We start from the raw sequence: 20,486 nt of genomic DNA, 5'->3' as shown, positions 1-20,486 counted from the left end.
ATGAAAAGCTCTCCATACGGATAATTTTCATATCTTTAAAGTATGAAAGAAGAGGGTATAAAAATTCAATACGCGTCTGATTTACATTTGGAATTCAGTCAGAATACAAAGTTTCTGGAGGAGATCCCTTTGATCGTTAGAGGAGATATGCTTGTTTTAGCCGGGGATGTTAGCTACATCAAAGATCGGCGTTTGAATCGTCATCCTTTTTGGGATTGGGCTTCCGAGCATTATGAACAGGTGTATGTCGTACCGGGGAATCATGAATTTTACGGGGGATACGACTTGGCGAATGTACTGGAAGGTTTTGTCATGGAAGTTCGTTCGAATGTAAGGTGGATTAATAATCGGAGTGTACGGATCGGGAAGGCGGAACTTTTTTTTACCACCTTATGGTCACCCGTTCCGGAAGAGATGTTGTGGGATGTCGAATACGGTATGATGGACTGTCAACGGATCTGTTATTCCGGTCGCCCCTTTGCTGCTGTCGATTATGATAAAGTACACGAGAAGTGTTTATGTTTTTTAAACAAAGCGTTAGAGAAAAGTACGGCGAATAAAAGAGTCGTAGTTTCTCATCATGTACCGACCTATTATTGTAATCCTCCCCAGTTTAAAGATGGCGTTTTAACTTCGGCTTTTGTCGTGGAGTTGAAGGATTTTATAAAAAAATATCCGATTGATTATTGGATATACGGGCACTCCCATTCCAATATGCCGGAAGTCGATATAGAGGGAACGAAATTATTATGTAATCAATTGGGCTACGTGAAATACGATGAGCATCTTAATTTTCAATTGGATGCTTTCGTTGAGGTATAATCGCGTAAAATTTTTTTTTGCGTTTACTTGTATATTCAAATATATGTTTATATATTTGTATTATTAAATGAAAGAATATACAGATGGAACATTGTTTAACGAGGGAAGAATTAGAGAAGATGGCTTATGTATTGAAAGCTGTCGCTCATCCGAATCGATTGAATATCATATGCCTGCTTTCGAGAAATGCCGAGTTGAGTGTTTCTGAAATTTGTGAAAAGATGGAGTGTAGTCAGGCATTGGTTTCGCATCATTTGACGGATATGCTGGCTAAAGGGATATTGTTAATTCGTCGGGAAGGACGGAATGCCTACTATCGATTGGCAGATGACCGTATCACGAACGCCATGCGGTGTATGATGAAGTGTTCGGAATAATTTTTACCTTATTATATAAATGTATGTTTATGTATTTGATATTATAAATTTAAATTAGATAAGATTATGGAAAAGTTTAACGAGTTGATTCAAGGAGATAAATTGGTATTGGTTGATTTTTATGCGACCTGGTGCGGTCCTTGCAAAATGATGCATCCTGTTTTGGAGGATTTAAAAAAGCGCTTGGGCGACAAGATAACAATCGTAAAGGTGGATGTTGACGTTCCTGCCAATCGTCAGCCTGTTTATACTTATCATATACAATCGGTGCCGACACTAATGCTTTTTAAGCAAGGACGGGTACTATGGAATAATAGCGGTGTAGTTCCGGCCAACCAGTTACAGCAGATTATCGAGAAGTACTTGTAAGAAAATTATAAATAGGGAAGAGAGTTATGAAATATATTATTATCGGGGGTGTTGCCGGTGGAGCGTCGACTGCGGCTCGGTTGCGTCGGTTGGATGAAGAGGCGGAAATTATTCTATTGGAAAAGGGGGAATATATCTCCTATGCTAATTGTGGTTTGCCCTATTACATCGGGGATGTGATAGACGAGCGTTCGAAGTTATTCGTGCAAACACCTCGGAGTTTTGCTGCCCGTTTTCGGGTAGGTGTGCGGGTGAAGTCGGAGGTTACGGATGTCTTGCCGGATGCTAAGAAGGTGGTTGTAAAGGATATTGAAACAGGAAGAGAATATGAAGAGACTTATGATAAACTGGTTCTTTCTCCGGGAGCGGAACCGGTTCTTCCTCCGTTGGATGGTATTAAGCATCCGGGTATATTTACCCTTCGTAACGTAGCCGACACGGACCGGATAAAAACGTTTATAGGGGAACATCGCGTGAAACGGGCCTTGATTGTCGGGGCTGGCTTTATCGGTTTGGAAATGGCCGAGAATCTTAAAAGACAGGGGATCGAAGTGACTGTCGTAGAGATGGCAAATCAGGTTATGACGCCTGTAGATTACGAAGTGGCTACGTTTGTTCATCAGGAGTTGAAGGATCAGGGAGTAAATTTGCGGTTGGAAGAGGCTGTGGTCTCTTTCGAGAAAGAGGAAGAAACTATTTTGGTCGCGTTGCGTAGCGGGGATAGATTAAAAACGGAGTTGGTTTTGCTTTCCATTGGTGTGCGTCCCGATCATCGGTTGGCCTCGATGGCGGGTTTGAGGGTTGGAGAGACCGGCGGGATATGGGTAAACGAGTATTTACAAACTTCTGATCCGGATATTTATGCTGTCGGAGATGCCATTGAGTTTCCGAATCCCGTTACTGGGCGTCCTTCGTTGTCTTTTTTAGCCGGTCCGACGAATAAACAGGGAAGGATATGCGCTGACAATATGGTATACGGGAATCGGTATTCCTATAAAGGTGCTATTAATACGGCTATTGCCAAGGTGTTCGATATGACGGTCGGCAGTACCGGGGTTGCGGCTAAATTGTTGGAGAAAAATAGTATTCCTTATCAGAATGTGATCATCCATGCTTCTTCCCATGCCGGGTATTATCCGGGAGCTATGCCCTTGATGATCAAAATTAACTTCTCTCCGGAGGGAGGACGTTTGCTGGGAGGACAGGTTGTGGGGTATGAGGGGGTGGATAAACGACTGGAGATGTTGGCTTCGGTCATACGTGGTGGAGGTAGCGTGTTCGATTTGGCGGAATTGGAGCAGGCTTATGCACCGCCGTTTTCTTCCGCTAAAGATCCGGTAAACATGGCTGGATTTGCGGCAGATAATTTGTGGAGCGGTAAGGTACAAACCATAGAGTGGCGTAACTTAAAAGAGGTCCGGAAAGGGGAGTTTATTTTGCTTGATGTTCGCACGCCGGATGAATATGTATTAGGAAGTATTCCCGGAGCTATAAATATTCCATTGGATCGTTTGAGGCAGGAGATCGATTCTATTACCCCCGATCGGCCGATTGTCGTTTTTTGTGCCGTCGGACTCAGGGGTTACATTGCCGCCCGGATTCTTTCACAAAGAGGTTTTCGGGTTATGAATTTAAACGGAGGTTTGAAAACCTACAGGATGGCTATACAGGAACAAGGTAGTAGTGTTCAGGCGAAGCCAGAAACAAATACGGAAGAGAAAAAAGAAGCGAAAGAGCCTCAAACTGTATCGATTGATGCTTGCGGATTGCAGTGTCCGGGGCCTGTGATGAAATTGAAGGGAGAAATTGAGCATCTCAAGGTTGGAGAGCGGATGAAGATAACCGCAACGGATAATGGTTTTTATCGGGATGTGGTTTCGTGGGCCAAGATGACCGGAAATCAGGTGGTAAGTTTGCAACGGGAAAAAGGTATTATTACGGCTGTTGTTGAGAAAGGCGATTCTTTCCGGCAGAAAGAGAGGTTGCTGGCTGATAATAAAACATTGATTGTTTTTAGTGACGATTTGGACAAGGCCATTGCATCGTTCGTCATTGCTAACGGAGCGGTATCGACGGGACGTAAAGTGACGATGTTCTTTACTTTTTGGGGATTGAACGTGATCAAAAAAGAGCATCCGGGAAGGACGGAAAAGGATTGGGTCGGAAAGTTGTTCGGTTGGATGCTTCCCTCGAATAGTAAGAAGCTGTCTTTGTCTAAAATGAATATGGGCGGTATGGGAAGTTGGATGATGAGAAGGATCATGAAGAGTAAAAAGATCGATTCTCTGGAGAGTTTAATTCAACAGGCCCGACAAAGTGGAGTGGAATTCATTGCTTGTCAGATGTCGATGGAGGTCATGGGAATAGGGCCGGAAGAGTTGTTGGAGGGAGTGAATGTGGGAGGTGTGGCGACTTATTTAGAGAGGGCGGAGGAGGCGAACGTGAATTTATTCATTTAATGAGGGAGCAGGTCAAAACGATCTCGTCTTGACCTGTTTATTTGTTTAACTGATCGATCCAAGCTTTGGTTCCTTTATATTTACAAGAGAGACTGGCTATTTCGGAGGCTTGTTTTAAAGCTTTTAAAAAGTTGAAATGCTCTATATAGTAATGACAAAAGGCTCCATGGAAAATATCTCCCGCACCTAAGGTATCGACAACGGGGAAGTCGGGAACGGTAATCTCTGTTTGCAGATCGTTCTCGAAAGCCAGAACGGAGTTTGCTCCACGTGTAAAAGCTACTTTTTGGGGGCCAGTATGAAACAAATAAGCCTTTTTTTCCAAATAGTTATCTGCAACGGAAGGAATACGAAACGTATCGGAACAGATGATGACGTTGATCCATGGTAATAATTTTTCCATTCCTTTTTTCCAGCTTCCCCCGTCTAAAATGGTAGGAATTTTTTGCTGATAAGCTATTTGGGAAAAATGTATGGCCGATTCTAAATAATGTCCGTCAGTCAACAAGATACGGGTATCGGGAGGGATATCTCCGGGTAGTTGTTCCGGCTGTAAAGAACGCGGACCGGAATTGGTTAATACGGCACGTTCTCCGTCAGGAGTGATTTGTATGGAGGATACGGGGAGTGTCTGGGAAGAATCTTTAAAACCATCGATACAAGAGATGTGGAAATCTTTTAGTTCTTTATGAATAATAGTTGAAAGAGAAGAAGGGCCTATTCCACTAATCAAGAGACTTTTGTTTCCTAATGCCGAAAATGTGACGGCGGCATTATAGGCTGGTCCGCCGCCGGATAATACAATCTCTTTTGCGTTTATCTTTTCGTTAGCATATACGGTTCTTTCAACGTAATAAATCAGATCTATGGTTGATAAGCCTATAAATAATCCGTTCATGAAGTAATTCTTGTTTTTATATATCCAAAGGTAGTGAAAGTTTTGGTTGGAGAATATATTAAAAGAGAAAACCATAACGGAACCGACTGCTATGGTTAACACGGAATATTCCGGAGGTCGATGGGAGATGAATTTGGTGTTTGATCTTTCAGTGGAAGCGGAATGGAATGTATACCAGGAGTCACCGCTCATTAGTAGATTTGTTTTCTATTCGTATCGACAGGAAAACGAGGGATAAATTACCATACCCGTCCGGATTTTTTCCAACCTTTTTTGTAATAAGGGTCACTCAGGTGACTGATGATGACTCCTTTGGATACGCTGGCATGGGCAAAATAACCGTTTTTTAGGAAGATACCCATATGTGTCAGTCTTTTTTTCTTTTTCTTCGAAAGGGTAAAGAAAAGCAGATCTCCGGATTTTAGTTTATGTTTTCCGATACGCCTACAGTCTTTTTGGAAAATATGCGCAACGGTCCTTTCTAATTTTTTGTGATATACATTTTTATAAACGGCCCCGACAAAACCGGAACAATCAACTCCGGTCCGAGTAGTTCCCCCGTATCGATAAGGTACTCTTAACCAGGTGGTAACCTCTTCGAGTAGAGGTAGGTCGTCTTTCCGATTCACGGTGAATCCGAGTTTCCGGGACAGTTGTGCCGTTTGTTGCTTATTGAAGGCTAATTGCCGGTTTGTACCGCAAGAAGAAAAAGTGGCCCATATGAATAGAAATCCAATAAATAGTATGTATCTCATGATTTGATCGCAACTTTAGGACAAATGTAATAAATTTCATTCTTAAAAACGATCCTCTTTCAGCAAGGATTTTTGTAATTTTGCCTTGTTAATGTAAAAAGTATGTTTGAGAAGATCGTGATAGTAGATTCTACCGGATTGAGACCCTGGGCTATACAGGGTTTGAGAAAGTTTGCCCGTCAGGTCGATGTATACGGGGATATACCGGAGAATAATAAGGTTCTCGTAAAGCGTATTGCTGATGCCGAGGGGGTATTGGTATCCTACAATACCCGGATTGGCAGGGAGGTGATAGAAGCATGTCCTTCTATTCGATATATAGGGATGTGTTGTACTTTATATAGTGAACAGAGTGCGAATGTCGATGTGGTGGCGGCCCGGGAGCATGGAATTATGGTGACCGGAATTTGCGATTATGGGGATGAAGGGGTTGTCGAATACGTGATTAGCGAATTGGTTCGGCTGTTGCATGGTTTCGGAAAACAACGGTGGAGAGACGAGGCTTACGAGCTGACCGGGTTGAAAGTCGGGATAATTGGTTTGGGACGAACGGGGAGTATGATTGCCAAAGGATTGAAGTTTTTAGGAGCGGAGGTGTATTACTATAATCGTCGTCGTAAACAGGAGGCAGAACGGGAAGGGATAATGTATTTGCCATTGAACGAGTTGTTACGACAGGTGGATATTTTGGGGACTTGTTTGCCGAGAAATACTTTTGTTTTGGGAAGAGATGACTTTGCTGCTCTTGGAGAAGGAAAGATATTTTTTAATACATCGGTGGGCCCCACTTTCGATGGAGAGGCTTTGGTCGAGTGGTTGGCAGGGACAGGTAATTTTTACGTGTGCGATCAAGTAGGAATGGGAAATTTAAAAAATTCTCTATTACCTTTGGAAAATGTATTATTTACCGATCGGGTTTCCGGACACTCTGCTCAATGCATGGAACGGCTTTCCCGGAAAGTGTTGGAGAATTGTTGTCGTTACATGGAAATCGACGAGTAGATGAATTATTTGGCCCATATACTTTTTTCCGGGGAAGATAAAGACATTCAGCTTGGAAATTTTATCGGAGATGCGGTGAAAGGAAGTTACGATCACTATCCGGAACGTATACGCGAAGGTATCGCCTTGCATCGTAGAATGGATCAATACGCGGATGGGCATCCTGCGGTTCGGGAAGCAGTTTTATTATTGAGACCTGATTTCGGACGTTATTCCGGAGTGTTGACGGATATCTTTTTTGACCATTTCTTGGCTGTTAATTTTGAAAGATATACCTCTAAGTCTCTACAACGTTTTGCATGGGGATTTTATTGGAATTTAATAAGACATTACGCGATACTTCCTCCCCGGATAAAAGGATTCTTATGGCATTTTGTAATCACGAATCGGTTGTGTCGTTACGGGTCTTTAAACGGAATACGGGAATCGTTGTCTATTATGACAAAATACAGAAACTTCGTCGTGGATCCGGATAAAGCCGTTATTTTTGTAAAGGATCGGTATACGGTATTCAATGATTCGGCTGTTACTTTTTTTGATAGTTATAAGGATTGTATATTAAACAAGGCGACAAGATAATCTTATTTTGTTGTTTTAAATAAAGGTTTATATATTTGTGAAATATTGAAAAGTTTAATGAAGTAAAAATTAAATTATGAATGAGTTTTTGGGTTCGACATCAGCTATGTCATGGGATGTTTTTTTAACTAAAGTGATTGATTTGGGAGTGTCCTTAGGATCAAAGTTATTGATTGCATTGGTCGTTTTTCTTGTAGGACGTTGGATTGTAAAAAAATTGAATCGATTACTGGTTACTATTCTAGAGAAAAGAAAGGTAGAAGCTTCTTTATCTTCTTTTGTGAAAAGTTTGGTAAGTATCACGTTAAATTTATTGTTGATCATTATCGTGATCGGGGTGTTGGGAATAGAGACCAGTTCATTCATAGCCTTGTTTGCATCTGCCGGTGTCGCTATCGGTATGGCATTGAGCGGTACATTGCAAAATTTTGCGGGCGGAGTAATGATTTTGTTATTTAAACCTTTTAAGGTAGGAGATTTTATCGAAGCTCAGGGACAAAGCGGTACGGTAAAGGAGATTCAGATATTCAATACCATTGTAACGACTGCAGATAATAAGATCATTATTATTCCCAACGGGGGACTTTCTACCGGTATCATGAAAAACTATTCTAAAGAGGAGACCCGGCGTGTGGATTGGCAGTTCGGTATTGCATACGGGGATAATTACGATAAGGCCAAAGAGGTTATAGGCAGATTGTTGGATGAGGACTCTCGGGTATTGAAGACCCCTGCTTATTTTATAGCTCTTACCTCTTTGGGTGACAGTTCCGTCAATATCGTTGTACGGGCGTGGGTAAATGCCGCCGATTATTGGGGGGTATTTTTTGATATGAATGAGAAAGTTTATAAAACGTTCGCTCGGGAGAACCTGAATATTCCGTTCCCGCAGATGGATGTTCACGTGCATGGAACGAAATAAAACGACTTGCAGGTTGAGAGGTTATTAATTTACAATTTATAATCAAAAAGCCATTCGTCAAAACGAATGACTTTTTTGTGAGGCAATAGATCGTGTTTTTTCTTTAGATCGTCTATCTTTGTGAAAGAATAAAACAGGATTATGCGATTACTCTGGTTGGATTTAAACTCTTCGTACGCTCATTCTTCATTGGCTTTACCGGCGATTCACGCTCAGCAACCGGGGACGGAGATTGATGTGGAGTGGTGTCGGGTTTCGGCTACGATCAATTCGAACGTGGGGAGTGTTGTGACGGAAATCGTCGGGTATGCTCCGCAAGTTTTAGCGGCCACGGCTTGGCTATTTACTCACGAAGTATTGCGTAAAATTATTATTCGGGTAAAGGCTTTGTTGCCGGATTGTATTGTTATATTGGGAGGACCGGAGATGTTGGGTGATAACGAGGCTTATTTGCGAACCTATCCGTTTATCGATTGCGTGTTTCGGGGGGAGGGAGAAGTAGGGTTTCACGAATGGTTAGCCGTGTATAAGCGACCGGATAGATGGGAGGAGATTATCGGATTGTGTTGGTTGAATGAAGCAGGGGTGTATCGGGATAATGGTATCGCTAAGATTAAAGCTTTTGACAGTTTGGCTTTGCCGGAGCAAAGTACTTTTTTTGATTGGACTAAACCTTTCGTGCAGTTGGAAACGACCAGAGGGTGTTTTAATACCTGTACTTTTTGCGTGAGCGGAGGAGAGAAGCCGGTACGTACCTTACCTGTCGAGCGTATCCGGGAGAGGTTGGATCTTATTCGGAAAAGGGGTATCCGGGACATCCGGTTGCTGGACCGTACTTTTAACGGGAGTTCCCGACGTGCCGTAGAACTTCTGTCTTTGTTCCGGGAATATGCCGGAAAAATGCATTTTCATCTGGAAATTCATCCGGCATTGCTTTCCGAAGAGGTAATGAACTTGCTCCGGGAGATGCCGGAAGATTTGTTGCATTTGGAAGCCGGAATACAGAGTTTACGGGAAAAGGTATTGAAGACGTGTCAGAGGATTGGGAATATAGAAGCCGCTTTGGAAGGTTTGCGTTATTTGTCCTCTCTTTCTAATCTCGTGGTACATGCGGATTTGATAGCGGGTTTACCTTTATATTCCCTTAGGGAAATAGTTGAAGACGTGAGAACCTTGGTCTCTTTCGGGACAAGCGAGATCCAGTTGGAATTATTGAAATTGTTACCGGGAACGGTGATGCGAGAACGAGCTGAAGAGTGGGGAATAATCTATTCGCCGGATCCTCCTTATGAAGTTTTACAAACGCCGGTCATGTCTGTTGGCGACTTGAGACGAGCTCGCCTGCTTTCCCGTTTGATAGACGGTTTTTATAACGCTCTGGCTTGGCAAAAAGTGATTCGTCAGCTCGTCACCGATCATCCTTGTTTTTTGGAAGAGTTTCTTTCTTGGCTTGAAGATCAGGAACTTTTAGAACAACCTTTAAGTCTGGAAAAACGGGGTGTGTTGTTGTATCGATTTTGTAGTGGGGCATATCCCTCTTATTTACCGAAGATAGCAGTGGCATGGATTGCGGCCGGAATACCTTTTACCAAAGAGCCGAGCAGACGTTTAGAAGCATGGGATAGCCGTTTGCCGGAAAACTTGGAGGTGTTGGAAGGGGAGTGGACGGAGGTCATGCGTCTTTATCGTCTCCCCTTTGAAACCGAAACGTACTGGTTCGGATTTGACAGGAGCAAGTCACAATCCAAACCGCTCTTTATAGCCAGAAATTAGTTTTAGAAAGAAAGGTATCTTTGTGTAGGATTACATTGGATTTTTATTCTGTTTATCCAATTGTTAATAAGGAGAGAGCCGATGTTGGTAATGATGGATTCGGGATGAAATTGCAAACCATGAATGGGGAGGACCGGGTGATAAAAGGACATGATATGTCCCTCTTCATCGATAGCGCTGACTTTAAGAGGAGGAGGGAGGGTAGAAGGGGTTACCGTCCAGGAGTGATAGCGCCCGATAACAGCCTGGGGCGGAAGATTACGATAAATCGGATCTTCGGTATCTTGAATGATTAAAGGGCTTTCGTGTCCGTGTTTGGGGAAGGGCAATCGTTCTAATTTTGCACCGAAACTTTCCGCAATGGCCTGGTGTCCCAGACAGATTCCTAAAATCGAATGAGTCGTTTTGCACTGATTGACGACACGAAGCAGATCCCCGGCTTCAGCGGGTATTCCCGGGCCGGGAGAAAGCAGTAAGCCGTCGTATCGGCTTAGTCGAGTGAAATCAATGCGATCGTTTCGAACGATATCGAATCTGCATTTCCCGTTTTCTTTCAGGAGTTGGACCAGATTATACACGAATGAGTCGTAATTGTCGATTACCAATATATTTTTCATGCTTGAAGCTCCCTTTTACGGGAGACAAAAATAGAGAAAACAGGGCTATTTTTAGTTTTTTTCATCGGTTTGAATGATAAAATTAAATACCTTTGGCCCGAAACGCGGGGGTGATAAAGGTAAATGATGCGATAAATTCGGATTATGAGTAAAAATAAAAATTGGTTACCTCTCTTTTTTACAAACTATTTGGGGGTATTGAATGATAATTTCCTGAAGACTTTGGCGTGTTTTATATGTATTGCTTGGGTCGGAAAGGAGCATGAGTCGATGGTCGTTACTTCAGCATCCGCCGCCTTGGTGATTCCCTATTTGCTGTTTTCCCCTTTGGCCGGTCGGTTGGCCAAGATTTATAAGAAGCACAAAATTGTCGTGTGGGCGAAATTTGCCGAATTATGGATTATGGCTGTGGCAAGTCTGGGGTTATTGATGACATCTACTTCTGTTGTATTGATTGCTATTTTGCTGATGGGGTTGCAGAGTGCGCTATTTTCTCCTTCCAAGTACGGGTTGATTCGGGATATCGGAGGTGAAAAAGGTATATCTTTCGGATCGGGGGCTATGGAGATGTTTGCTTTTGTCGGAATACTATCGGGGACTCTCTTGGCTGCTTTTCTTTCCGAGAATGTGAGTATTTTAGGGTTATGCGGGTTGTTGTTTGTGATTGCCTTTTTGGGATGGGGCTGTAGTTTAACGATTCGGGTCCGGGAGAGCGAACCGTTGAAAGAGAGTCATGAAACATTGAATCCGGTTAAATTCGTTCGGGATATGTATATCCGTGCGAGTGATTTTAAAGGGTTGAATCTGATTGTCGTGGGATTGGCTGTATTCTGGTTTATCGGTTCGATGATTCAGATGACCTTGATCGTTTATTGTCGGGGAGAGTTGGGAATGAGCGATTCAGAAACCGGTATGGTCATGTCGTTGGCTGCTATCGGGATCGGAGCGGGGTGTTATCTGGCGGGAGTGTTTTCTCACGGGGAGGTAGAATTGGGATTGGTTCCGTGGGGTGGGATGATGACAGGAATTGCTTTTGCCATTATTTTCTTGTTTGATCTGCAAGGAATTGCTTTTGCCTTGTTGGTATTTTCAGCTGCTTTTTGCAGCGGGATGTATAAAGTGCCTTTGGATGCCTGGATACAAGCGAATGTGAAAGGAAGGGAGTTGGGAGACATGTTGGCTTATTCCAATCTGATCACCTTTTTATTCATGCTTGTTGCCTCGGGTTGTTTCGGAACGATGGAGATGTTATGGGATACCAAATATATATTTTTGTTTTTAGCTACGTTGACATTTTTCATGACTTTTGTTTTGTATAAGCAGGTGAAAGAGATGAGAGGGAGATTTAAGAATTTAAAAATACGGAAATAATGGTAAGAGTGTTTGCTGCTATATATCGTTATCTGCTGGCATTGAGGTATAGAGTGAAATTGGAGGGAACCGAACATTTAACTTCTTCTTCAACGAAATTGTTTTTGCCAAATCATCAGGCAACGGTTGATCCTCAATTGATTTTTGCTCATTTATATAAATACACGAAAGCTTCCCCTTTGGTGACGGAAGCTTATTGTAAAGTTTGGATATTGAAGCCGATATTTCGTTTGATGGGCGTCGTATCCGTTCCGGATCTGGAAAAAAGCCGGAAAGGGATAGAGGTGGTTGCCAATCTTTATAAAAACGTACTTGAGGCTCTCGCCCATGGTCATAGTATGTTGATTTATCCGGCGGGCCAATTGGCCGGTCAAGGGTATGAACGGATTTATAATAAACAGAGTGCCTGGCAAGTATGCCGGCAATTGCCGGAGAATACCCGTATCATCGGCGTCCGTATTCGGGGATTATGGGGTAGCATGTGGTCCAAGGCTTGGAACGGGGAATCTCCTAACTTTTTATGGACTTATTTGAAGGGAATTTTTTATGTTTTGGCTAATGGCCTGTTTTTTTTGCCGCGAAGGGATGTTACGATCAGTTTTTATGATATTACCGATGCGGGATGCGGGAGAGCGGCAGTGAGTCGTCAGGAGTTCAATCGTTATTTGGAGAGTTTTTATAATGCGGAAGGGCCGGAGCCGGTCCTGTTTTTGAAGCATTTTTTTTATTCTCCCGCTTTAAAACGTAAATTACCGGAACATATAAAGGGAGCAGACCCCCAAAAATATGATGGAATCAGCGAATAAAGTCAAAGAATTAATGAATCGGGCCGGAGCATCCGGATCCTCTTTTCTTTTCGGGGTTGATTTTGAATTGACTCGCGGTTTTTTTATCGAGAGTCCCTTGGAACAACAAAATATTCTTTTTGATGTACGGGGAGTTTCTAACGTGGAGCGTGCTAAGATAAACGGTGAGCAAAAAGCATTAGTGAAAAATCCGATTGCTTTCGAGGAGTACGAACGTAAATTCAGGGAGGTAAGGAAAGGATTGTTGCGGGGGGATTCCTTTTTATCGAACCTGACGGTGGCAACAGAGGTCGAGACCTGTTGGTCTTTGGTGGAGATATTTCATCAAAGTCACGCTTTGTACCGGTTATGTATACCGGAGAATTTTGTTTGTTTCTCCCCGGAACGTTTCGTGTTGATAGAGGAGGGCAGGATCTCTTCCAACCCGATGAAAGGGACTATCGATGCTTCTGTTCCTTTTGCCGAAGAGGTGATATTATCCGACTATAAAGAGCGTTCGGAACACAATACGATAGTGGATTTGATCCGTAATGATTTGAATCGGGTGTCGGAACAAGTAAGACTGGAACGTTTTCGATACGTGGATCGCTTACATACCAGTAATGGGGATATCCTGCAGGTCAGTTCGGAGATTACGGGCCGTTTGCCGGAACATTATGAAACTTTCTTGGGAGATATCGTGTTTGACTTATTACCGGCCGGTTCCATATCGGGAGCACCCAAACCTGCTACGTTACGTATTATATCTCGTGCCGAGGGAGAAAAGCGGGGATTTTATACGGGAGTTTTTGGCTTGTACGACGGGAAGCGTTTGGATACGGCCGTGATGATTCGTTTTATAGAGGAGAAGGGAAGGAAACGTTATTTTCGTAGCGGAGGAGGAATAACGATCAATAGTTCTTGCCGAAGTGAATACGAGGAGGTATTGGAAAAAGTGTATTTACCTTTTTAACGGGAAACGGATGTCTGCATTTATTGAGACCATACAAGTGATTGACGGTGAATTTTGTAATTTTTCATTCCATGTGGCTCGAATGAAAGAGACCTCTGTTGTTTTTTTCAGACGGGAAATCGTTTTCATACCGGATGAATTGATAGTTCCCGAAGATTTACGGGAGGGGGTTGTAAAGTGTCGGATTATTTACGATTATGTTATTCGGGAAGTGGAATTTATTCCTTATCATATTCGGAAAATTGCCAGTTTGAAATTAGTGGAGGACAACGAGATTGTTTACCCTTTTAAGTCTACGGACCGGGATGCTTTAAAGAGATTGTCTGATCGTCGGGGAGATCGTGATGAGGTTTTGATCGTGAAACAAGGGCAGATAACAGACACTTCATTTTCAAATGTTGTCTTTCGAGCCTGCGACGGTCTCTATACTCCTTCCGCTTTCTTGTTGAACGGAACCCGGCGTCAGCGTCTGTTGCGGGAAGGGATTGTCCGTGAAAGAGAGATTCGTGTTGCGGATCTCACCCGTTATCAAGGGGTATTTTTGATCAATGCCATGATCGATTTGTCGGATCAAGTATATGTTCCCGTGGAGCGGATCTACTCTTCTTGATGGTGATATACTCGTTTGCTGTTGATAAAGGTAAGCTCTTTTGTACTGTAATTGATATACGCTTTGTTCCGGTAATTGGTAAGGGGTGTTATTTCTAAAGCGATCATATCTTCGGATAACTGATACCAATACCCTTTTGCTTTCCGGGTAGAGTTAGACAACATGTTGAAAATGGTGAAGGTATAAGTATAATCCGGATGAAGGTTCAGGGTAAATTTATCTGTCGGTTGTTGTCGATTAGGAATTAATGCCACGTATTCACCGGTAATCTTTCTTTGCGGATCGCAATCGTTTACCGTATCGAAACGAATAAAATCGGTCAGTGTCAATTGGAGTGTTTGATTCTTTTCGATATCGTTCGAGAAAGAGAGTGAACCTTCGAACACCCCTAATAGACTTGTGTTTGTACCCTTTTGAATTTTTCGGTATTTTTCGATAACCTCTTTCGCGATGCTGTCCATGGTGATTGTTAATCGGTTTCCTGTGGCACAGTCCGTGAGAACCGGATGTTCCCGTATGAGCGAAAACTCTCCGTTAAAATAATGTGGTATGGATAATTCTGTTTGTGCCGGAAAAGTAGTATGCTTCGGCTGTTCTTCTTCTTTCGTTTTCTGTGGTTTGCAACCCGACAAAAAAAGGGTGATGAAGCAAATGCTTACGATTTGTATTGTATTCATATCATTTCGTTTTCTGGGTATAACGGAATGACAAAAATAAAGTTATACCAGTCCCATTTTCTTTAAAAGAATGGAGGCATTCATTGTTTGGCTGATTCCCGGCTTTAATTTGTAATCGTAACTTATTTCCGTTCCGGAATGTGCGATCTCAAAGCAGTTATTGATAAAGTGCCGAGGAAATACATCCGCCAACTTTCCTAATTCTAAATCGTGGGTTGCAATTAAGCCGGAAACAGGAAGAGATAGCAATTTTTGTAGGAAAAGGCGCGAGCCGTTCAATTTGTCGACCGAGTTAGTTCCTTTTAAAATTTCGTCTAAAATAATAAAGAGTTTATCTTCTTTTTCGGCAGTTTCGACCAATTGCTTCAGACGCAATAACTCTGCGTGGAAATAGGAGGTTCCTTTAGCCAGATTATCGGCAGTTCTCATGCTTGAAAAGATAGCTATGGGCTGAAAACGGAAGGTTTTGGCACATACGACGCAACCGCAATTAGCCAAAATCAGGTTAGTGCCTATTGTGCGTAAAAACGTGCTCTTTCCTGCCATGTTGGCTCCCGTGACGATATAGAATTCATGCAAACGTGCTACCTGGAAATCGTTGACAATCCGTTGCGATGCCGGGAGCATCGGATGACCTATTGCTTCTCCGCGTAAGATAACCTCGTCGTCGGGAATGGGAAAGATGTAATCGGGATGGTTGAAGCGGTAATTGGCGAGACTCACGAATACATCCAATTCTCCTATTGATTCTAACCATTCCGGGATGAAGGAGGCATATTTTTCCTTCCATTTAGTTAATCGGCGGATAAGATGAACATCTTTCATGAAAAGTCCGTTCAACAGTATGGCGGCTAATATATTGCCCCGCTGGTCAAAACTTTCCGATGTTTTGTGAAGCGAACGGAATGCTTCTTCTGCGTTGTATTTTTGCTCGTATAGTTTATAATATATCTCTTTCAGTCGCTCCGAATCTACCTGTTTGGATCGAACGTGTTGCATCAATCGGTGAAGATTGCTGAACGAATGGATAAATTGATCCAGTTGGTGTTGGACCCGGTTTATTTTTTTCGCGGAAGAGAGAACGATCGTTAATTGAATAAACGATAATAAAAGCGGTAAAGAAAAGGGTATGATTGAAAACAGACATAAGCTCCAGCCTGCTATTGTCACTATCGGAAGATAGTAGGATAGTTGGAGCATGGCGGTAGGGAGTCGTAATTGTTCTTCGGACCATTCCCGAATCTCTTTTATGGCGATACCGGATAATTTATGGCTGACACCGATAGCTCTGAAACTGTGACACCAGTCCGGATCTTCGCTTAACTCCTGAACGGCTTGTTGTCTTTGTAGCACTCTTTCTTTAGATTTTAGAGGGGAACACAGCCACTCGGAGAGTTTTTGAGTCCCGTTAGGGGTAACCGTCCGGTTGACGGATTGAAAAAGCGAGTTTTCTCCGAATAGATCCAAATCGTGAGAGTAGGCATGCGATAGATCTTTGAATTTGTCTCCCTTAGGCAGGTGCGTCGAATCTCCCGCCAAGTACTCTACCTCTATTTTTGCACCATGACGTAATTCGGTATAGTAGGTTATTTTTTGTAACAATTTGGTTTCCGTATAATTGATATAGACGAAGAGTATTATGGAAAGAATTCCGGTGTATAATGCAAAAAGGTTTCCCGTCGTAAGCAGGGAATATAAAAAGTAGATGATCAGTAAAAAGAGTATGATCTTGGTAAATGTAATGTAGTTACGCGTTGCTTTCAATTTCTTTACCTGTGAGGTCGCTTCTGCTATTTTATCTTGATAATATAATTCTGCATGCATGGATATGGGATTTTTACAAAGATAATTCAAAATGAGTAATAAATGAGATCAGGAGCCTTTTTTAGCAGGGATACGTTGCAATATCCAGGCCAGGGTAATTCCAATCAGGGCCCCGACGGTCGCTTCCGTAAATCTCAACAGACCGTTTAGCAGGGGAGAAATATCCGGTGACATGATAGAGACAATCATGATTACTACTAAGGTAATGGCGGCCATTTTGCTGCCGTCAGGAAGTCCGATCGCCATACATAACAAATCGAGAATGAGTACGGAGATCACCATTCCTGTAATGGTAAAAGGAAACCAGGTAAGATAGGCGTAAGCGATACAACTTCCGATAAACGTGCCTGCAACTCGCAACCATCCCTGGTGGATGGATGTCTTGAAATCATCTTGAAGCACCACAATTCCGGAAATGGCGGCAAGCATTGCTCCCATATATTTGGAACCTTCATGGAACCTTCCCGTGATGTATGCTCCCAGCAGACAAGAGAGTAGTACCACGATGCCTTTTGCGATAGCCGAACCCGGTTTAATACGGGTTAAGATAGTTTTTACCCGAAGTTTCATACTCTCTTGTATCGTCAGACTTAATGAAAAGTTGCACTTTTTGATCTTTAATCTTCCTGGAGACCGAGAGGATTCGGAATATCAGCGGGTAGAGTGATTAAAGCGGATTTAACCGTAGATACGAATTGAACAGGTACTTCGTTAATTACCTGTTCGGTTCTTTACGAGCAGACTAAAACGTTTCGGAACATCTGTTCTAAAATTCATAACCTGACCGGTTGAGGGGTGAATGAATTTCAATTGACGGGCATGTAAGGCTAAACGGTTAATCGGGTTATTGCGTGCGCCGTATTTGGTGTCTCCGGTTACGGGATGTCCTATTTCTGCCATGTGAATGCGGATCTGATTCTTGCGTCCGGTTTCCAATTCCAGTTCAACCAATGAGTACTGACGATTGGATTTAATTACTTTATAGTGGGTAACGGCCCATTTTCCCCGGTCGGAGGTATAAACATTCATGGCTTCATTTTCTTGAAGATAGGTCGATACCTGATCTTCCGCTTTTTCCGGTTCCCCCTCAATAATGGCCACGTATTTCCTTTCAAGAAGCATTTCGTTCCAGTGTTGTTGCATTCTTTCCTGTGTTTGCTGATTTTTGGCGAACATCATTAAACCGGAGGTTTCCCTGTCTAATCTGTGGATGATAAATATACGATTCTGTGGATCAATGGATTTGACGTAGTCACTTAAAATATGATAGGCTGTTTTCTTTTTTTCATTTTGGGTAGCCATGGAGAGTAGACCGCTCTTTTTATTGATAACAATAAGGTCGGAGTCTTCATACACCATGTCCATATGCGGACTGGAAAATTCAACGTTTCCTTTTTCCATGTTTATGGAAATATAATCCCCCGGTTTTAACGGCTCGTTGAATTGTGTCGTAACTTGGCCGTTCACGTTGACCTGTCGGTTGCTCAATATGGATTTTACGGTTGTTCTGCTCTTTTCCGGGAATTGTTTGAATAGATAGGACAAAAGTTCAATTTCCTCTCCGACCGTAAATTGACGTATCTGAGGTTTGTGTCTTCGGGGATGGTTGGTTTTATTCATGGCGCCTTGTTATTTGCGGCAAAAGTAATAATAAAAAGTGACTTCCCTTAAAGGAAGCCACTCTTTTCAAAATTATTTAATGAAGGCTTACACCTCGATCTCGATTAGTTTACTGCCTGCTGCAACGGTTGTTCCCTCTTTTGTTAAGATTCGTTTAACCTTGCCGGCATAATCCGTGGCAATGCTGTTTTCCATTTTCATTGCCTCGAGTATGAGTACGTTTTGTCCTTTAGCCACGATATCTCCCGGTTTTACCAAAATCTTGAAAATGCTTCCTGGCATGGGAGCTTCAACTACTTTTCCTGTAATCGGTTCCTCTTTTTTCTCCTCGACTGCGGATTGGGTCTCCTCTTGTTTATGAGTAGCCATATAACGAGCCTCTTTTTGTTTGGTTAGGAACGTTTTAGCGACAGCCGGGAAGAGTTCGAGCAGAAGTACTTCTTTTTCATTTTCCGCTAATTTAACACCTCCGAATGCCGTCAACACGGGATTCTCCTGCATTTGGTATTTTGAAGTATCATACGGTGTTTCTTCCCGTGTTCCGGCAATTTTCAGACGAAAAGCGGGATCGACGGGAACCGGAGTTTTTCCGTATTCACCTTTGACAAGAGCAACGAATTGGTTGGATACATTAGAATACATGGGTTTGCCGTTTTTGATATCCAAAGCACAGTTTACGGCTTGTGCTCCGACAATTTGGCTTGTTGGCGTAACCAAAGGAGGAAGACCGGCAGCTAAACGAACCGTCGGGATCAACTTCATGGCATCTTCCAATATATCCATGGCATTCAATTGCTTCAATTGAGCGACCATATTGGTGTACATACCTCCGGGAACTTCAGCTTTCTTAACCAATTCGTTCGGTTTCGGGAAATTGAAATAAGCCTCGATGGCATGACAGGCATTCAACAATGCCTCTTCGTTATTCTGTTTTGCGGCTTCGATGGCTTTGTCAAACTCTTTATCCACTTCCGCCGGTAATTTGTCCGTGAGCGGATTGAACGGTTTCGGGAATTGTTTAACAGCGTCGAAAGCTTCCAGTTCTTTACGGATCGTGTAAAGTTCTTTATTGATTTTAGCTACAGCCTCCATGTTTACATCCATTTCTATACCTAACTTCTGACAGAAGATGTAAATCAATTCGATAGCGGGAGCGGCAGGACCGCCTGCGAAGTTCCATATATTGGTATCTACGATATCGGTTCCTTTGACGATAGCCATCAATACAGCTCCCAACCCGTATCCGGGAGTGCAGTGCGTATGGAAATCGACGGGAATTTTCAGATTTTGTTTAAATAACGGAATTAACTCTGCAATCCGGGCCGGGTTGATCAGACCACTCATATCCTTAATAGTGATCATATCAGCCCCGAGAGCTTCCATCTCTTTGGCTTTGTTTAAAAAATAAGCGTTGGTGAACACCGGTTCCGGGTTTTTCTTTCCCTTCAATTTATCCATTAAACTGAGTTTCGGATACTTCGGATCAATGGTGTAGCAAACTGCACAGTCAGCTATACCGCCGTATTTCTTCACGTATTTAATGGTCGATTTTACGTTATTGACATCATTCAACGCATCGAATATACGCATGATCCCAAGTCCGGATTCGATAGCATTTTTACAGAAACCTTCGATGATTTCATCCGTGTATGGAGCATAACCGAAAAGATTACGACCTCTCGACAAAGCGGTTAATTTTGAAACGTCTCCGATACCGGCTTTGATTTTTTCCAAACGATCCCAGGGATTTTCATTCAAGTAACGCATTACAGAGTCGGGAACGGCACCACCCCAAACTTCCATTGCATAGAAGTTTGCATCCTTGTAGTAAGGTAATACCCGGTCTACCTGTTCTTGTTTCATTCGTGTCGCAAAAGCAGATTGTTGACCATCTCTAAGAGTTAAGTCTCTGATTAGTAATTTTTGTGCCATGTTTTATAAGAATTAATTGTTATGTGTTGTATTTTACTATTTCACAAATATATCTAAAGTTATTTTTTTATCCTAATAATTTTCAATGAAATCGAGGAGAAATAATAACAATTCCTTTGTT

At 42.6% G+C, this 20,486-nt stretch carries 21 protein-coding genes; 13 read left to right on the top strand and 8 right to left on the bottom strand.

Annotated features, from left to right (window positions below; all coding sequences use genetic code 11):
- The first annotated feature begins 42 nt into the window (after window positions 1-42).
- From DMB45_RS07905 to DMB45_RS07890, 4 genes are all read left to right on the top strand, one after another.
- Window positions 43-822, top strand: a complete 780-nt coding sequence (locus DMB45_RS07905) for a metallophosphoesterase (protein ID WP_052634342.1) — start codon at window positions 43-45, stop codon at window positions 820-822.
- 83 nt (window positions 823-905) lie between these two features.
- The gene (locus tag DMB45_RS07900) at window positions 906-1,199 is read left to right on the top strand and encodes an ArsR/SmtB family transcription factor (RefSeq protein ID WP_041502097.1); all 294 of its coding nucleotides are present in this window, start codon (window positions 906-908) and stop codon (window positions 1,197-1,199) included.
- A gap of 66 nt (window positions 1,200-1,265) precedes the next feature.
- On the top strand, window positions 1,266-1,568 hold the full coding sequence (gene trxA, locus DMB45_RS07895; protein WP_041502096.1) for a thioredoxin: 303 nt from the start codon (window positions 1,266-1,268) through the stop codon (window positions 1,566-1,568).
- A gap of 26 nt (window positions 1,569-1,594) precedes the next feature.
- Entirely contained in the window at window positions 1,595-4,027 is a 2,433-nt protein-coding gene (locus DMB45_RS07890) for an FAD-dependent oxidoreductase (protein WP_110688636.1), read from the top strand.
- Window positions 4,028-4,064: 37 nt separating this feature from the next.
- On the opposite strand, the gene DMB45_RS07885 is transcribed toward DMB45_RS07890, so the two are convergent.
- Window positions 4,065-4,925 carry a PfkB family carbohydrate kinase gene (locus DMB45_RS07885; protein ID WP_041502214.1) on the bottom strand — a complete coding sequence of 287 codons (861 nt, stop codon included), beginning with the start codon at window positions 4,923-4,925 and terminating at the stop codon, window positions 4,065-4,067.
- A 46-nt stretch (window positions 4,926-4,971) separates the two neighbouring features.
- Here DMB45_RS07885 and DMB45_RS14710 point away from each other — a divergent pair, with 46 nt between their 5' ends.
- A complete protein-coding gene (locus tag DMB45_RS14710; RefSeq protein WP_041505399.1) occupies window positions 4,972-5,163 on the top strand; it encodes a hypothetical protein in 192 nt (63 codons plus the stop codon).
- A 1-nt stretch (window position 5,164) separates the two neighbouring features.
- Here the strand turns inward: DMB45_RS14710 and DMB45_RS07880 are convergent, their stop codons facing one another.
- On the bottom strand, window positions 5,165-5,680 hold the full coding sequence (locus DMB45_RS07880; protein ID WP_041502094.1) for a C40 family peptidase: 516 nt from the start codon (window positions 5,678-5,680) through the stop codon (window positions 5,165-5,167).
- 102 nt (window positions 5,681-5,782) lie between these two features.
- On the opposite strand from DMB45_RS07880, the gene DMB45_RS07875 reads away from it, so the two are divergent.
- The 4 genes from DMB45_RS07875 (at window position 5,783) to DMB45_RS07860 (ending at window position 9,956) form a co-directional block, all read left to right on the top strand.
- Window positions 5,783-6,682, top strand: a complete 900-nt coding sequence (locus DMB45_RS07875; protein ID WP_110688635.1) for an NAD(P)-dependent oxidoreductase — start codon at window positions 5,783-5,785, stop codon at window positions 6,680-6,682.
- Window positions 6,683-7,261, top strand: a complete 579-nt coding sequence (locus tag DMB45_RS07870) for an acyl carrier protein phosphodiesterase (protein WP_052634338.1) — start codon at window positions 6,683-6,685, stop codon at window positions 7,259-7,261. It abuts the gene before it with no gap.
- A 76-nt stretch (window positions 7,262-7,337) separates the two neighbouring features.
- Entirely contained in the window at window positions 7,338-8,183 is an 846-nt protein-coding gene (locus DMB45_RS07865; protein WP_052634336.1) for a mechanosensitive ion channel family protein, read from the top strand.
- Between the two features lie 141 nt (window positions 8,184-8,324).
- Window positions 8,325-9,956 (top strand): B12-binding domain-containing radical SAM protein, encoded by a 1,632-nt coding sequence (locus DMB45_RS07860; protein ID WP_041502092.1) that lies wholly within the window; start codon window positions 8,325-8,327, stop codon window positions 9,954-9,956.
- A gap of 2 nt (window positions 9,957-9,958) precedes the next feature.
- Here DMB45_RS07860 and DMB45_RS07855 read toward each other — a convergent pair whose 3' ends face one another.
- Entirely contained in the window at window positions 9,959-10,573 is a 615-nt protein-coding gene (locus tag DMB45_RS07855) for an anthranilate synthase component II (protein WP_052634334.1), read from the bottom strand.
- A gap of 144 nt (window positions 10,574-10,717) precedes the next feature.
- Here DMB45_RS07855 and DMB45_RS07850 point away from each other — a divergent pair, with 144 nt between their 5' ends.
- Genes DMB45_RS07850 through DMB45_RS07835 form a run of 4 tightly spaced genes read left to right on the top strand, consistent with a single transcriptional unit; the run spans window position 10,718 to window position 14,312 of the window.
- Window positions 10,718-11,944, top strand: a complete 1,227-nt coding sequence (locus DMB45_RS07850) for an MFS transporter (protein WP_110688634.1) — start codon at window positions 10,718-10,720, stop codon at window positions 11,942-11,944.
- Window positions 11,944-12,750 (top strand): lysophospholipid acyltransferase family protein, encoded by an 807-nt coding sequence (locus DMB45_RS07845; protein ID WP_041505401.1) that lies wholly within the window; start codon window positions 11,944-11,946, stop codon window positions 12,748-12,750. The genes DMB45_RS07850 and DMB45_RS07845 overlap by 1 nt, the downstream gene beginning before the upstream one ends.
- The gene (locus DMB45_RS07840) at window positions 12,731-13,702 is read left to right on the top strand and encodes an aminodeoxychorismate synthase component I (protein ID WP_394341857.1); all 972 of its coding nucleotides are present in this window, start codon (window positions 12,731-12,733) and stop codon (window positions 13,700-13,702) included. The genes DMB45_RS07845 and DMB45_RS07840 overlap by 20 nt, the downstream gene beginning before the upstream one ends.
- A 10-nt stretch (window positions 13,703-13,712) precedes the next feature.
- On the top strand, window positions 13,713-14,312 hold the full coding sequence (locus DMB45_RS07835) for an aminotransferase class IV (RefSeq protein WP_041502088.1): 600 nt from the start codon (window positions 13,713-13,715) through the stop codon (window positions 14,310-14,312).
- Here the strand turns inward: DMB45_RS07835 and DMB45_RS07830 are convergent.
- The 5 genes from DMB45_RS07830 to DMB45_RS07810 form a co-directional block, all read right to left on the bottom strand.
- Entirely contained in the window at window positions 14,300-14,989 is a 690-nt protein-coding gene (locus DMB45_RS07830) for a hypothetical protein (protein WP_041502087.1), read from the bottom strand. The two genes, DMB45_RS07835 and DMB45_RS07830, sit on opposite strands and share 13 nt — an antisense overlap.
- Window positions 14,990-15,031: 42 nt before the next feature.
- Window positions 15,032-16,813, bottom strand: a complete 1,782-nt coding sequence (locus tag DMB45_RS07825) for a MutS-related protein (protein WP_041502086.1) — start codon at window positions 16,811-16,813, stop codon at window positions 15,032-15,034.
- A gap of 48 nt (window positions 16,814-16,861) precedes the next feature.
- Complete coding sequence (locus DMB45_RS07820; protein WP_041502085.1) at window positions 16,862-17,383, bottom strand: FUSC family protein; 522 nt, start codon at window positions 17,381-17,383, stop codon at window positions 16,862-16,864.
- Between the two features lie 141 nt (window positions 17,384-17,524).
- Window positions 17,525-18,433, bottom strand: coding sequence for an RluA family pseudouridine synthase (locus tag DMB45_RS07815; protein ID WP_041502084.1), 909 nt, complete (start codon window positions 18,431-18,433; stop codon window positions 17,525-17,527).
- 87 nt (window positions 18,434-18,520) lie between these two features.
- Window positions 18,521-20,365, bottom strand: a complete 1,845-nt coding sequence (locus DMB45_RS07810) for a biotin/lipoyl-containing protein (RefSeq protein ID WP_041502083.1) — start codon at window positions 20,363-20,365, stop codon at window positions 18,521-18,523.
- Between the last annotated feature and the right edge of the window lie 121 nt (window positions 20,366-20,486).

Origin of the sequence: Sanguibacteroides justesenii (assembly GCF_003204205.1) — a bacterium.
Taxonomy (GTDB): Bacteria; Bacteroidota; Bacteroidia; order Bacteroidales; family Marinifilaceae; genus Gabonibacter; species Gabonibacter massiliensis.
Note: the sequence above shows the minus strand (reverse complement) of the source record. Positions and strands in the feature narration are given on the sequence as shown.